Below are 13,328 nucleotides of genomic sequence, written 5' to 3' on the forward strand. Positions count from 1 at the left end.
AGCGCCCGTGAAACCATTGGTATCATCGGTTCACGCCTGAAATTTCTCCGGAGCTTGGAATGGAGCTAGCCTTACGTCCTCGCACTGTGGTCGTACTGCTTTTGATCTTGCTCGTCAGCACTGCGGTTGCCCTGGTGATCCCCGATTCAGCCCCCCTACTTCGCACCATCGCGGCGACACCTGCAGTGTGCTCTGTTCTCGGCGCAGTACTTTTGGTGCTTCGCGATGAGATCGCTCACCAGTCTCAAATGGAGCGAGATCGCGTGCGGGAATCCCTAGCGCACGAGCGCCAGCTCCAGCGTGATGAGAGTGCCAACAGCTTCCATGTTGCTGCTCAATCACACATGGCTAAGGTTCTATTCGACAGGCACGTCTCGTTCGCGGAGGCATACGCCGCCGCTGCCCGCGTGGTCGTCGGGCGCCTTTTTACCGAAGGTCCAACGCCGGCGACGAGGAACATCGCGGACATAACGCAAGTCCGCCTGGATCACGGACTGTGGGTTGCGCGTGACTTGGCAGAGCAGCTAGACAAGTTCGAGATGAAGTTCGTCCGCATCGGGAACCTCATGGCCATGTGGGAGAACAAGGCTCTAAGGCAGCGGCTGCCCGAGAACTACATCGACGAGGTATTTGATCTATTCCACGAAATCACCGGTCTGACTCAAGAAGAATTGGCTGCCAAGCGGCAGGCCGGAGACGATACGAATCACAGTATCCAGAAGGTGATGACGCAGCTGCAGGCTTTGCTTGGAGTAGAGCAGCTTACCGCTGCAAGGGGCCTGGCAGTTGCCGGCCCCCGACAGGCGCCTACTCCAACCAGCTGAAAGGCGGGCGCAGGTCGGCCTTAGCCAACCGGCTGGCCCGGACCGAATCGAGCCAAGCTCTGATTGCGACGACGTCAGCTTTGTGGCGATCGGCCGGCCTGGTCACCCACAGCTCGGCGCCGGCGTCCCCCTGCTCGCAGCTGCTACAGCGGGGAGCAGGCCCCACCTGGACCGTTCGGGTGCCGATCCAGTAGACCCCAGGTGCCATCGTCCACGCGCTGAAACAGGGCAAGCCCCCTCTCGCCACCGCAGGCGACGACGGTCGGCGCCTCTTCGGCCGGCTGGCCGTGTGTGTTGTCCAGAAGAAGGCGAGAGGGAGCGACGTGGGCGGCAGGATACGGCTGGGCGTCGCGAGGGGTACGATCGGCGGGCGGATGCCAGCGTGCAGCAAGGGCTGCAAGAGGGGTATCGGGGAGCCCAAAGCGTTAATAGTTAGAATTCTTGAGGTCCCACGGGAAAGAGGAAAAAAGGAAACGCCCCCAAAATCGCCATTCACACCATGAAAATCACATGCCTACATAAATTACAGAAAGGTAACATCCGGAGAATATTGAGGAACCCTCACTACCTTGCTCAGAGGAAACTCAGGCCCGTAGAAAACGGCTCATAAATCAATCACAGTGCCTTTCGACAGAGCAAGAATCACCTCAAATCACCCAGAAAGGCAACTCAACTTTTCCACTTAACTTCGAATACCCACTAAATTTTCTCAAGCTGGGGCTACCTGTTTCCTGTAGTTACTTTAAAATTTCGGGCTTGGACACCTCGCCGCGTGGCCGCCCGAGCCGACCTGCGGTTGCCCCGTCCGCGCGGGGGGGGGAATCGCAGGGCGAACCTGGGCCCGATCGCCCCTGAAATCTCCGTACAGCGTCTGGGCTGGCGTGCTTTGCCGGGGTACAGGAAAAGCACTCCATGAAGTACGCAGGCGTGTCGGGGAGACGAGTGCGCGCGAACGGGGCCGGCCACGATTTGACATCCATCGGCCAAACGCCTCCAATGCCGCAGAGCCAACAAGGGGAAATGCATGGCGCTGGATCACCAGGCAGTAATGGCGGTGCTATCGAGTACGGCAGCCTCAACCAACTCCATTCCCTGGTTGAGCCAAGCCATCCCCGAGGTCGGCAAGGTGGTCGTAGCCATTATAACGGTGGGCGGGGCCCTTGGCGGTGTCCTGCTGGGCTCACGCCTCACGGGCGGGAGGGAGCGTCTCGCACGCGAAGCGAAGCAACGCGAAGATCTGCTCTTTTTAGCAGTAACTGTCTCTGCGGTACTGGAGACATTCGTATCGAACTGTGCCTCTGTCAGTAGTGACGATGGCACATCCATGGGGCAACTTAGCCGTACTGAGGACGGTGAGGAGTACCGATCTGCTCAGGTTGAAGCCCCAAAGCTGGACTTTTCGGACCTGCAGGTTGCTTGGACTGCTCTGCCAGCCGAGATGCTCGATCGCCTGCACGCGCTCCCAGCGAAGCTCCGCAACGTTGAATCCGCCCTGTCAGATCTCGCGGAACACGACTGGTCGCCATACGATGAGTACTTTGAACACAGGCAATTGAAATACGCAAAGCTCGGCGTGAACGCCGGGCAGCTTTCGCGCGAGATTCGTATTGCGGCTGGCCTTTCGCCCGAACTTGACGAGGAACAGACAGTGTTCCAATGGTTGTCCGAGCGAGAGGTTCTCCTTGGAAAACAGAACATGCAGCGTGACCAACGCCAATCGGAGGCGAATGCGCGAATGTTCACAACCTCCACTCAGTAATTCCCCAGCACCGATCACCAGTGAGGGACATTTATGGCATTTGTCGTACCTCAGTTCAGTAGAAAGCAAGTGGAGCGCGCGGGCGATGTCCTGCGCCAAGACCCGGCTGTCGGCAAGGACATCGTCACAGCCATGCCAGTGATAACGAATTGGCGCGCGGCTCATGCCTACCCACTCAATACTTTCCAAGCAGCACTTCGCAAGAAGCTGAAAGCGCAAGGGCTGGACGCGACCGACGCTGCGGTCGGACAGCGTTTGAAACGACTCCCATCTATCGCCTCTAAGCTGCAACGATTTGGCGATATGTCTCTATCCCGCATGCAGGATATCGCCGGACTTCGCGCGGTCGTCCCAAATCCCAAGGTTCTAGATGCGCTCCACCGATCCTATGTTCACAGCGCCCGCTTTCCTCATGAGCTGAGAAAGGTGGACAACTACGTTGCTGCGCCTAAAGCCGATGGCTATCGCAGCATTCACCTTGTCTACCGTTACCAGAATTCACGTGCACCTGCCTACGATGGTCTGCACGTCGAATTGCAGCTTCGCACGCGCCTTCAGCATGCCTGGGCTACCGCTGTTGAGACCGTTGACGTGTTTGAGAACCTCGCGATCAAGGCCGGGCGCCCCACCCCTCTCTGGCGCGAGTTTTTCCTCCTCGCTAGCGCAGCGTTCGCCGTGCAGGAGAAGACGGCACTCCCGGACGAGCTAGCGAGCCTTGCATTCAGCGAGATTGTCCGCCGCCTCCAGGATGTCGAGCGCCGACTCAACGTGTTGGCTCTTCTCCGTGGATTCAGCGTTGCGGCAGACAAGATCCATCAGAGCGGGCGCTCCTCGTCCGCCTATCACTTGGTTATTCTCAATACCGAGCGCTCGGTGCTCACAATCAAATCGTTTGCCGAGCGAGATCTTGAACACGCGACGGCTGCATATGCTGAAGCCGAGTTCCGAACGGCTCGCGGAGAGCCGATCGACGCCGTCTTGGTCGCGGGCGGTGGCGTCGACCAATTGCGCAAGACTTACCCAAACTACTTCTTGGACGCCGGCGTCTTTGTACAGCGCATCACCGCCCTTTGCAGGATGAACATAGGGGTGCCCTAGCGCCCTCACTTGTTTCACAGCGTGCTCAATCTCTCCTTTGCAACTCACCAATGGTGACGCGTTGCTTCGCCGCCGCCCCATTGATAGCCCTCAAGCCGGGCCGCAACCACTGTGATTCTGGAGCCTGGGAACGGGTCAAGGATGCAGCCGCCTGCCTCGCAGATCCTCATCAGTTGTCGCATGAAGTCGGTGGACTTTCCGGTCATGTGGTGTCTGTCAGCCTTGCGGACGCTCTCACGAATTGCGCTAGGCAGAACGGATGCGCGGCGATCGAGCGGCGTGTTGCTCTTGCTGCCCCATACCACGTACGCGGTCTGGTTACGGAATCGCCCCAACTGAGGACGCCCCCCTTCCGTCGTGTCCCATACAGCCACACCGCGCCAGGTGAAACCGGCGGACTGCATCGCATCTCTGATGGCTGGCAGCTGTCGCCAGTCGGTGACCAGCAACACCATGGCGCTCTGCTTCAACACTCGACTGCATTCGGCCAGCCACAGCGGTATCCATGCCAAGTGCGAGCACTGTTCGCGTTCGTCGCGCACAAAGTCTCCATGCACGTCGCTGCGCAGGTACTTGCTTGATGCCGGCTGCTGGCGAGAGGCAGCGTGCACGCTGCCGCCTAAGATACTGCTTGGTAGCGCTGGATATGAGAAGCAGTTCGCGTTGGGATGATATGCAAGAGCGAGCGCTTCACACTGCACGGCCTCAAGCATCAGGGCTTCACGGACGGCGACAACAGGGCTGCAGGCGGCCACGTTACCGAAGCGATGCGACAGCACTACGACCATGAACTACCGGTGGTCCAACCACCTGGCATGAGGAGCCCGCTTGAGCGTGGAACCACTTAACTTTTTCGGAAATTTCTCCGAACGCACAAAAAAGGCGCCGTAATGGCGCCTAAATCGTTGATGCATTGGTGGGCCGTGATGGATTCGAACCATCGACCAAAAGATTAAAAGTCTTCTGCTCTACCGACTGAGCTAACGGCCCATGCATGCCCAACCTTTCGGCGGGGTCGGCATTTTACCCTACTTTGATGGCTTGGTGGGAAGGCAAAAGCGTGCGAACCAACGGTTCGCACCCACCATTCGGGTGGTCGCCCCCACCAGAGCAGTGCGAACCAAGGTTCGCACCTACCAAAGCAAGCCGGTCAGGCGTAGAGGGTCGGGTCGGCTACGCCGGCGTCGGCGAAGCCTTGGGCGCGCAGGCGGCAGGCATCGCAGTGGCCGCAGGCGGCGCCGTTGGCATCGGCGTTGTAGCAGGACACGGTCAGGCCGAAATCCACGCCCAGGCGCACGCCTTCGCTCACGATCTGCGCCTTGCTGAGGAACTGCAGCGGTGCGTGCACGCGGATGCCCGCGCCTTCCACGCCGGCCTTGGTGGCCAGGTTGGCCAGCGCCTGGAAGGCGGCGATGAACTCAGGCCGGCAGTCCGGGTAGCCCGAGTAGTCCACGGCGTTCACGCCACAGAACAGGTCGTTGGCGCCCAGCACTTCGGCCCAGCCCAGGGCCAGCGACAGCATGATGGTGTTGCGTGCCGGCACGTAGGTGACCGGGATGCCCTCGCCGCCCGCTTCGGGCACGTCGATATCGTCGGTCAGTGCCGAACCGCCGATGCTGCGCAGGTCCACGTCCACGGTCTTGTGCGCGACCACGCCCATGGCCTTGGCCACGCGTGCGGCGGCGTCCAGTTCAGAGGTATGGCGCTGGCCGTAGCGCACGCTCAGGGCGTGTACGGCGAAGCCCTGTTCCTGGGCCATGGCGATGACGGCGGCTGAATCCATGCCGCCGGAGAGAAGCACGACTGCCTTCTTCATGGGGAAATCTTCCGGTTGGGAGGGGAAAGCCAGCACGCTGTCCCGCGCCGGAACTACATCAGGGCACCACGCCCGGGCTCATCGGCCCGGTTCGTCGTTCCACAGGATTTTATGCAACTGCATCTGGAAGCGCACCGGCAGGCGGTCTTCCACGATCCAGTCGGCCAGTTGGCGGGCGGTGATCTCGCCCTTGCTGGGCGAGAAGAACACGGTGCAGCGCTTCACAAGATCGTGCTCGGCCAGCAGGCCCTTGGCCCAGTCGTAATCTTCGCGGCTGCAGATGACGAACTTGATCTGGTCGCGGCGGGTCAGCAGCGGAAGGTTTTCCCAGCGGTTGCGCGCCACTTCGGCCGAACCGGGGGTCTTGATGTCGACCACGCGGGACACGCGCGGATCGACCGCGCTCACATCCAGCGCGCCGGAGGTTTCCAGCGAGACGTCCAGGCCGGCGTCGCAGAGTTTTTCCAGCAGGATCAGGCAGCGCTTCTGCGCCAGCGGCTCGCCGCCGGTCACGCAGACGTGGTGCACGCCCTGGGCCAGCACCTCGGCCACGATGTCGTCGATATCCCACCAGGTGCCGCCGTGGAAGGCGTAGGCCGTGTCGCAGTACTGGCAGCGCAGCGGGCAGCCGGTCAGGCGCACGAACACGGTCGGCCAACCGGCGGTATCGGCTTCACCCTGCAGCGAGGTGAAGATCTCGGTGATCTTCAGCCGGGGCAAGGGTGACTGCACGATCTCGCTGGGCGTGGCGACGGCGGCGGACAGGGGGACGGCGGTCATGGCAGGAACTTCTTGGGGGACACGTGGCGGTGGGGAACGCAGCCGGGCATGGCTCGGCTCTACAGAAAGAAGGTCGCCGGGCATGGCCCGGCGCTACCGTATCGCGGCGGGTCGAGCGTGCCGGAAACGACAGCAGCCGAGCTGGGCTCGGCGCTAGGGGACCCGTATTGTACGCCGGCTCAGCGGATCTGCTGGCCCAGGCGGATGGACTGCAGGCGGTCCTGGGCGGTGCGCGCGGCATCCGAACCCGGGTACTGCGCCACGACGGTTTCCAGGGTCTGCTGGGCCTGGTCAACCTTGCCCTCGCCATACTGCGAGAGGCCGACCTTCAGCAGGCCGCCAGACGCCTTGTCGTGGGTGGGATAGCGCGAGAGCAGTTCGCGGAACTGGGACTCGGCCATCGGGAAATTGCGGGTGGCGTAATAGCTTTCGCCCAGCCAATACAAGGCATTGGGGGCGTAGACGCCATTGGGGTACAGCTCGAGGAAGCTGAGGAACAGCTGCGCCGAATCGTCGTACTTGCCGGCCTTCAACGCATCGAAAGCGACGTTGTAGGCGGTACGTTCATCGCCGGTGGCGGCCAGGCTGCCCGGATCGCCATGCACCGAAGGCGGCCGCTCGGAAGTGGCCGCTGCAGTGGGCTTGGCCGGGGCCGCGGGGGCCTTGGGCGCGGTGGAAGCACCAGCCGGAACGGGCGGCAGGGCCGGGGCGGCAGAGCCCCCTTCCAACCGGTTCAGGCGGCTGTCCAGATCCAGGTACTGGTCCTGGGCGGACTGCTTCAGCTGGGCATTGTCGTGCTGCAGTTGCTCGATGGAAGCCTGCAGGCTGGTGACCTGCTGGCGCAGCTGATTGATCTGGTTCAACAGGTCCTGGTTGGCACTGTTGTTGTACATCTGCTGCTCGAGCGCGCCGACACGATCGGCCAGGCTCTGTCGCTGTGCCTGCGCCGGTGCGGCAGCCACGAGGGCTGCCGCAACGACCAGCATCAGTTTGATGCCGATGCGCATGGATTACTGCGCGGTGTAGACGATTTCGACGCGACGGTTCTGCGACCAGCAGGACTCGTTCGACTCGGTGCAGACCGGACGCTCTTCACCGTAGGACACGACGGTCAGCTGCGAAGCCGAGCCACCGTTGGCCTGCAGGGCCGAGTTCACGCCGTTGCCACGACGCTCGCCCAGGGCCTGGTTGTACGCGCGCGAACCGCGCTCGTCGGTGTGGCCCTGCAGGGTGATGCGCGAGGACGGACGGTCACGCAGGTACTTGGCGTGGCAAGCCATGATGGCCTGGAATTCCGGCTTCACGTCTTCCTTGTCCAGGTCGAAGTAGACAACGCGCTGGCGCAGGCAAGCATCGGTGTCCAGGTCGCCCGGGCCGTACAGGCCGGAGGTAGCCGGGCCGGTCGGCTGGGTGGTCGAACCGGTGTCGACCGGGGCTGCCGGCTCTTCCTTCACCTTCTTCGAGCAACCGGCCAGGACGGCCACAGACAGCAGGGAAACAAGCAGAACGCGGGTGGTCTTGTTCATGGCAATACCTTTGTGGCTCCTAGGCCGATGAGGGGTTCAAAACAGCGGAAATATTAACACTCTTTTAGCGCTGGGTACGGTAGGGGGACCATGCCGGTTCGCGCACATCACCGTCAGCCAGGACCAGGCGCTGGCGCACCCGTGCATCGGCCGAAACGGCGTACAGCACACCACGGCCACCCTCGCGGGCGGCGTACAACACCATGCTGGCGTTCGGGGCGAAGCTGGGCGATTCGTCCAGCGAGCCCGGGGACAGGGTGCTCCAGCGCGGCGAGCCCAGCGAGCTGTCCATCATGGCGATCTTGTAGCTGTTGCCCGAACCCTGCGCCACCACGATCTTCTTGCCGTCGTAGGACACCGAGGGCTTGGCGTTGTAGTTGCCCTGGAAGGTGACGCGCTCGGCGCTGCCGCCGCCGGCACCGACCTTGTAGACCTGCGGGCGACCGCCACGGTCGGAGGTGAAGTACACCGCGCTGCCATCGGCGGCCCAGGTCGGCTCGGTATCGATGGCGAAGTGGTTGGTCAGCTGGGTCAGCTGCTTGCTGCCCAGGTCCATCACGTAGATTTCCGGATTACCCGAACGCGACAGGGTCAGGGCCAGCTTGCGGCCGTCCGGCGAGAACGCCGGGGCGCTGTTGATGCCACGGAAGCTGGTGACCAGCTCGCGCGCGCCGGTGGAAATGTTCTGGATGTAGATGGCCGAATTGCCACGCTCGAAGCTGACGTAGGCCAGCTTGCCGCCGTCCGGGCTCCACGAGGGCGACAGCAGCGGCTCGGCCGAACGCACGATGGTCTGCGGGTTGTAGCCATCCGAATCGGCCACCATCAGCGCATAGCGCATGGCGTCGCCCTTGCCGCTGGCGGTGATGTAGGCGATGCGGGTCCAGAAGGCGCCGCGTACACCGGTGATCTTTTCATAGATGGCATCGGCCATCTGGTGGGCCACATCGCGCATGGCGTTGCCACGGGCGGTCATGGCCAGGCCCAGCAGGCGCTCGCCCTTGGGCACGTCGAACAGTTCGTATTCCACGCGGTAGGCGCCGGCACCGGCGTCCATCACCCGGCCGACCACGATGTAGTTCTGCTTCAGCGCGCGCCAGGTGGCGAACTGGATGTCACCGCCACGGGTGGGCTTTTCCACGATCTGCGCTTCGGGCAGCGTGCGGAACTGGCCCGAACGCTCCAGATCGGCGCGGACCACGCCGGCCACGTCGGTCTGCGGGGCACCGGCCGAACCCTGGTAAGGCATGGGCACGATGGTGATCGGCAGCGCGGAGGCATTGCCGCCGATGATTTCAAGGTCAAGGCTCCTCTGCTGCGCGAAGGCAGCGAAGGGCAGCAACAGGGCCGCAAACACGGCAAGCCAGCGAGGCATCTTCTTCATGGAGCGCTCAATGAGGGGAAACCGGTACGAGGGATAGCAAACGGCGAGTGAACCGCTTCGCAATCATGAACCAAGGGTACGTGAATTCCGGGTCAGTGCCAGCCCACGCCATCACGCGGCGTTGACCTGGCGCCCCCGCCCGATGCGGCGGACGAGGGCATCTGTGCACACCCGGGGCTTAGTCCTGCGGGGTGAAGGTCAGGTTGAGCGTGCGCGCGAACACCTGTTCGAAGCCGCGGTACGGCAGCGGCTGGGCGTTGAGCACGGCGGCCTCGATCGAGCGCTTGCCGGCCTCGTCATAGGGGCAGTTGGCACCCACCTTGGCCTGCAGCACCTGCCCACCCGGAATCTGGGTGATGGTGATCTGGCACTTCTGCCCCAGCGGCACGCTGTCGGGACGGGTCCACGAACCGCGGATCTTGTTCACCAGCGCGGCGGCGTACTTGGCCGACAGATCATCGCTGGTGCCACCACCGCCACCGGCCGGCTGCGTCTGGCCAGTGCTGCCGGCGTTGGCGCTGCCGGCGGCGTTGCGTGCGGCGGCCACCTGGCGAAGCTTCTGCTCGGCCAGCTTGGCTTCCTTTTCGGCCTGCTCACGCTTGGCGCGGATCTCGGCGATCTTCTTCTGCCGGTCCGCTTCGGCCTTGTCGGCCGCCACGCGCTGCTGCTCGGCAATCTTCTTCTTGGCGTCCTCTTCCTGCTGCTTGGCCAGGCGTGCCTTCTGCTCGGCCTCTTCCTGGCGCTTGCGCTCGGTCAGGTCGATCTGTTCCTGGCGGCGCTTGGCTTCCTGTTCCTGCTTGGCCTTTTCCTGCGAAATGGCCAGGGCATTGACCGCTTCCTGGTCCTGCGTATCGGGCTGGGCCACGCGTTCCTGCGCCTGTTGCTGCTGCGGCGTGGGCGCGTCCTGCGGGCGTGGTTCCTCGATCGGCTGCGGCGGCGGAATGGTGTCTTCGGGCACCGGAATGGGCTCGGCCACCGGCTCGGGCAGCTCTTCCAGCTTTTCCGACTGGCGCAGGGCCTGGCGGGCGGCGGCGGCTTCGGACGACGACACGGCCAGGCTGGCCTCGACCGACGGATCGCCGGCGGCCGCTTCAGTGTTGCGCTGGGGCGACCACAGCCAGGCACCGATGAAGACCAGCGCGACCAGCAGGTGCACCAGCACGGCCAGGACCAGGGGCAAGCCCCAGCCCGGTTCCTGCTTGTGCGGCGGTGGCAGGGCGTCAGCGTGCATCGGTGGCCAGGCCTACCTTGTCCACTTTCGAGCGCTTGATCACGTCCATCGCGGCGATGACCTTTTCATAGGCCACTGCGCGGTCGGCAGCCACGATCACGCGCACGTCCTTGTCCTGGGCGGCAATGCCGGACAGGCGGCCTTCCAGTTCCTCGGCGGTGACGGCGGTCGGTTCCTTGGCGTCGGGCAGCTTCAGGCTCAGCTGGCCGTCCTGGCGCACCGACACGATGACCGGGTCCTGCTTGCTTTCCAGCGCCTTGGCGTTGGAGGTGGGCAGATCGACATCGAAACTGAGGGTGAGCAGCGGCGCGGTGACCATGAAGATGATCAGCAGCACCAGCATGACGTCGATATAGGGAACGACGTTGATTTCCGATTTCAGCTTGCGGCGCTTGCGGCGACCGATGGCAGCGGACATGGCTTGGACTCCCGGGTCAGGCGCTTACTCGTCGCCAGCGCTCTGGCGCTGCAGGATGGAGCTGAACTCCTCGGCGAAGGTCTCGAACCGCACCGACATGCGCTCAACGCGGGTGGTGAAGCGGTTGTAGGCCCACACCGCCGGAATGGCCACGAACAGGCCGATGGCGGTGGCGAACAGCGCTTCGGAAATACCCGGGGCCACCGAGGCGATACCGGCCTGGGCACCGCTGCTGATCATGTCGTGCATGGTCACCATGATGCCGAACACGGTGCCGACCAGGCCCACGTACGGGGCGGTGGAGCCGATGTTGGCCAGCAGTTCCAGGTTGCGTTCCAGCTGGTCCACTTCGCGGGTGTAGGTGGTGCGCATGGCGCGCTGGGCACCTTCCAGCTGCGCGCGGCCATCCAGGCGGCGCTTGTCGCGCAGGCGGGTGTATTCGCGGAAACCGGCTTCGAAGATGGCCTCCAGGCCGCCCACGTTGCGGCTGCGGTCGGTGGCCGAGCTGTACAGCTTGCCCAGGTCGGCGCCGGACCAGAAGCGGTTCTCGAACTCGTCCGCCTCGCGGGTGGCCTGCTTGAACACGCGGGCCTTGCGGAAAATGATGACCCAGCTGACGAACGAACCGATCAGCAGCAGCAGCACGATGATCTTCACCGGCAGGCTGGCCTTGGCCATCAGTTCGAGGTAGTTGATGCCGCCGCCGGTGGTGGCCTGGGCAAGGGTCTGGGTCGCGGCGTTGCTGACGTCTGCCGGCAGTGCCTCGGTGACCGTGGCCTGCAGGGCCAGGAGCGTTGCGATCATCCGTTGTTCCTCAGTGTTCGGATTCAGGGTGGAGGTGGGGGTGCAGCGCGGCAAGGACGGCATCGTCCATGCCACGCGGGCGGAAACTGGCCGCGTCCAGTGCGGCAATGCGGACCTGCGCGGACAGCAGCAGCTGGCCCTCGCGCAGGACCTGCTGGTCGAAGACCATGCTGGCCTTCTTCAGCTGGACCAGGGTGGCGCTCACCTGCAGGGCATCATCCAGCCGGGCCGGCTTGAGGAAGTCCATCTGCATCGAACGCACCGCAAAGACCAGCCCGTGTTCGGCACGCATGCGCTCCTGGCCGTAGCCCAGTGCGCGCATCCATTCGGTCCGGGCCCGTTCCATGAAGGCCACGTAGCGGGCGTGGTAGACCACCCCACCAGCGTCCGTATCTTCCCAGTAAATGCGTGTCGGCCAACTGAATCGCGGTTCAACCGACATCGGGAACCTCCGCGAACAGGTCCTGCGGCGGGTTTTTCGGCTTCAGCCCCATGTGCCGGTACGCCTTGTGGGTGGCCATGCGGCCGCGCGCGGTGCGCACCAGGAAGCCCTGCTGGATCAGGTAGGGTTCAACCACGTCTTCCAGCGTGCCGCGCTCTTCGGACAGCGCCGCGGCCAGCGATTCGATGCCCACCGGGCCACCGTCGAAGTAGTCGACCATGGTTTTGAGCAGGCGCCGGTCCAGTTCGTCGAAGCCTTCCGGGTCGACCTTCAGCATCTGCATGGCGGCCTGGGCCACGGCTTCGTCGATGTGGCCGCCGGCCTTGACCTGCGCGTAGTCGCGCACGCGGCGCAGCAGGCGGTTGGCGATACGCGGGGTGCCACGCGCGCGGCGGGCGATCTCCCCTGCCCCGTCGGCGGTGCAGTCGATGCCGAGGATGGCGGCCGAGCGGCGCACGATGCGGGTCAGTTCCTCAACGCTGTAGAACTCCAGGCGCTGCACGATGCCGAAGCGGTCGCGCAGCGGAGCGGTCAGCAGGCCGGCGCGGGTGGTGGCACCGATCAGGGTGAACGGTGGCAGGTCGATCTTGATCGAGCGGGCGGCGGGGCCCTCGCCGATCATGATGTCGATCTGGAAGTCTTCCATCGCCGGGTACAGCACTTCTTCCACCACGGGCGAAAGACGGTGGATTTCGTCGATGAACAGCACATCGTGCGGCTGCAGGTTGGTCAGCAGCGCGGCCAGGTCGCCGGCCTTTTCGATCACCGGGCCGGAGGTGACCCGCAGGGCCACGCCCAGTTCGTTGGCGATCACGTGGCTCAGGGTGGTCTTGCCCAGACCCGGGGGCCCGAAGATCAGCACGTGGTCCAGCGCATCGCCACGGGCCTTGGCGGCCTGGATGTAGATTTCCATCTGCTCGCGCACCGGCGCCTGGCCGAGGTAATCGGCAAGGCGCTTGGGGCGGATGCTGGCGTCGGCGGCGTCATCCTCGCGGGTGGCGCCGGCGCCAATGATGCGGTCGTCGGTCATCTGCTGATTATGCGGCAAAAGTGCATGGGGTCGGATCCGTTTTCCGGCGGAAAACGGCTCTGACCCCGAACCGGGACACCGGCAACATGGGGTCAGAGCCCTTTTCCTGTGGAAAAGGGATCCGACCCCGCATCCGGATGCGGCGGCATGGGGTCGGATTTCGACCTGGGCGAGATCTGTCGGTAGGTGTCGACCTTGGTCGACACGGGGTCGGAT

At 63.8% G+C, this 13,328-nt stretch carries 14 protein-coding genes and 1 tRNA gene; 3 read left to right on the forward strand and 12 right to left on the reverse strand.

All coding sequences use genetic code 11. The annotated features are described in order from the left end of the window. The first annotated feature begins 107 nt into the window (after positions 1-107). The 3 genes from C1930_RS15340 (at position 108) to C1930_RS15350 (ending at position 3,681) form a co-directional block, all read left to right on the forward strand. Complete coding sequence (locus C1930_RS15340) at positions 108-824, forward strand: hypothetical protein (protein ID WP_159093622.1); 717 nt, start codon at positions 108-110, stop codon at positions 822-824. Between the two features lie 1,024 nt (positions 825-1,848). Next, complete coding sequence (locus C1930_RS15345) at positions 1,849-2,583, forward strand: hypothetical protein (RefSeq protein WP_159093623.1); 735 nt, start codon at positions 1,849-1,851, stop codon at positions 2,581-2,583. 33 nt (positions 2,584-2,616) lie between these two features. Then, complete coding sequence (locus tag C1930_RS15350) at positions 2,617-3,681, forward strand: RelA/SpoT domain-containing protein (RefSeq protein ID WP_108772118.1); 1,065 nt, start codon at positions 2,617-2,619, stop codon at positions 3,679-3,681. A 44-nt stretch (positions 3,682-3,725) separates the two neighbouring features. Here the strand turns inward: C1930_RS15350 and C1930_RS15355 are convergent, their stop codons facing one another. From C1930_RS15355 to ruvB, 12 genes are all read right to left on the reverse strand, one after another. After that, positions 3,726-4,469: a DNA methyltransferase gene (locus tag C1930_RS15355; protein ID WP_234412676.1), complete on the reverse strand. Its 744-nt coding sequence runs from the start codon at positions 4,467-4,469 to the stop codon at positions 3,726-3,728. Between the two features lie 126 nt (positions 4,470-4,595). Next, positions 4,596-4,671, reverse strand: a tRNA-Lys gene (locus C1930_RS15360). 160 nt (positions 4,672-4,831) lie between these two features. Beyond that, complete coding sequence (queC, locus tag C1930_RS15365; RefSeq protein WP_108750841.1) at positions 4,832-5,497, reverse strand: 7-cyano-7-deazaguanine synthase QueC; 666 nt, start codon at positions 5,495-5,497, stop codon at positions 4,832-4,834. A 78-nt stretch (positions 5,498-5,575) separates the two neighbouring features. Continuing rightward, positions 5,576-6,277, reverse strand: coding sequence for a 7-carboxy-7-deazaguanine synthase QueE (gene queE, locus C1930_RS15370; protein WP_108750842.1), 702 nt, complete (start codon positions 6,275-6,277; stop codon positions 5,576-5,578). 179 nt (positions 6,278-6,456) lie between these two features. Then, the gene (gene ybgF / locus C1930_RS15375; RefSeq protein ID WP_108756970.1) at positions 6,457-7,284 is read right to left on the reverse strand and encodes a tol-pal system protein YbgF; all 828 of its coding nucleotides are present in this window, start codon (positions 7,282-7,284) and stop codon (positions 6,457-6,459) included. 3 nt (positions 7,285-7,287) lie between these two features. Continuing rightward, complete coding sequence (pal, locus tag C1930_RS15380) at positions 7,288-7,803, reverse strand: peptidoglycan-associated lipoprotein Pal (RefSeq protein ID WP_108750844.1); 516 nt, start codon at positions 7,801-7,803, stop codon at positions 7,288-7,290. A 64-nt stretch (positions 7,804-7,867) separates the two neighbouring features. After that, positions 7,868-9,187, reverse strand: coding sequence for a Tol-Pal system beta propeller repeat protein TolB (tolB, locus tag C1930_RS15385; protein WP_108753918.1), 1,320 nt, complete (start codon positions 9,185-9,187; stop codon positions 7,868-7,870). 178 nt (positions 9,188-9,365) lie between these two features. Then, positions 9,366-10,418, reverse strand: a complete 1,053-nt coding sequence (tolA, locus tag C1930_RS15390) for a cell envelope integrity protein TolA (RefSeq protein ID WP_108756971.1) — start codon at positions 10,416-10,418, stop codon at positions 9,366-9,368. Continuing rightward, positions 10,408-10,836, reverse strand: coding sequence for a protein TolR (gene tolR / locus C1930_RS15395; protein ID WP_108753920.1), 429 nt, complete (start codon positions 10,834-10,836; stop codon positions 10,408-10,410). The genes tolA and tolR overlap by 11 nt, the downstream gene beginning before the upstream one ends. 24 nt (positions 10,837-10,860) lie before the next feature. Then, positions 10,861-11,640 carry a protein TolQ gene (gene tolQ / locus C1930_RS15400; protein WP_108750848.1) on the reverse strand — a complete coding sequence of 260 codons (780 nt, stop codon included), beginning with the start codon at positions 11,638-11,640 and terminating at the stop codon, positions 10,861-10,863. Between the two features lie 10 nt (positions 11,641-11,650). Further along, a complete protein-coding gene (ybgC, locus tag C1930_RS15405; RefSeq protein WP_108750849.1) occupies positions 11,651-12,082 on the reverse strand; it encodes a tol-pal system-associated acyl-CoA thioesterase in 432 nt (143 codons plus the stop codon). Further along, positions 12,072-13,112 carry a Holliday junction branch migration DNA helicase RuvB gene (ruvB, locus tag C1930_RS15410; RefSeq protein WP_108750850.1) on the reverse strand — a complete coding sequence of 347 codons (1,041 nt, stop codon included), beginning with the start codon at positions 13,110-13,112 and terminating at the stop codon, positions 12,072-12,074. The genes ybgC and ruvB overlap by 11 nt, the downstream gene beginning before the upstream one ends. Positions 13,113-13,328 lie beyond the last annotated feature (216 nt).

The sequence above is a fragment of the Stenotrophomonas sp. SAU14A_NAIMI4_8 genome (genome assembly GCF_003086695.1).
Lineage (GTDB): Bacteria > Pseudomonadota > Gammaproteobacteria > Xanthomonadales > Xanthomonadaceae > Stenotrophomonas.

Coding starts and splice junctions, on each gene's coding strand:
- queE (WP_108750842.1), bottom strand. CDS start 6,277: ATGACCGCCGTCCCCCTGTCCGCCGCCGTCGCCACGCCCAGCGAGATC.
- C1930_RS15355 (WP_234412676.1), bottom strand. CDS start 4,469: ATGGTCGTAGTGCTGTCGCATCGCTTCGGTAACGTGGCCGCCTGCAGC.
- queC (WP_108750841.1), bottom strand. CDS start 5,497: ATGAAGAAGGCAGTCGTGCTTCTCTCCGGCGGCATGGATTCAGCCGCC.
- tolQ (WP_108750848.1), bottom strand. CDS start 11,640: ATGATCGCAACGCTCCTGGCCCTGCAGGCCACGGTCACCGAGGCACTG.
- ruvB (WP_108750850.1), bottom strand. CDS start 13,112: ATGACCGACGACCGCATCATTGGCGCCGGCGCCACCCGCGAGGATGAC.
- tolA (WP_108756971.1), bottom strand. CDS start 10,418: ATGCACGCTGACGCCCTGCCACCGCCGCACAAGCAGGAACCGGGCTGG.
- tolR (WP_108753920.1), bottom strand. CDS start 10,836: ATGTCCGCTGCCATCGGTCGCCGCAAGCGCCGCAAGCTGAAATCGGAA.
- C1930_RS15350 (WP_108772118.1), top strand. CDS start 2,617: ATGGCATTTGTCGTACCTCAGTTCAGTAGAAAGCAAGTGGAGCGCGCG.
- ybgC (WP_108750849.1), bottom strand. CDS start 12,082: ATGTCGGTTGAACCGCGATTCAGTTGGCCGACACGCATTTACTGGGAA.
- tolB (WP_108753918.1), bottom strand. CDS start 9,187: ATGAAGAAGATGCCTCGCTGGCTTGCCGTGTTTGCGGCCCTGTTGCTG.
- ybgF (WP_108756970.1), bottom strand. CDS start 7,284: ATGCGCATCGGCATCAAACTGATGCTGGTCGTTGCGGCAGCCCTCGTG.
- C1930_RS15345 (WP_159093623.1), top strand. CDS start 1,849: ATGGCGCTGGATCACCAGGCAGTAATGGCGGTGCTATCGAGTACGGCA.
- pal (WP_108750844.1), bottom strand. CDS start 7,803: ATGAACAAGACCACCCGCGTTCTGCTTGTTTCCCTGCTGTCTGTGGCC.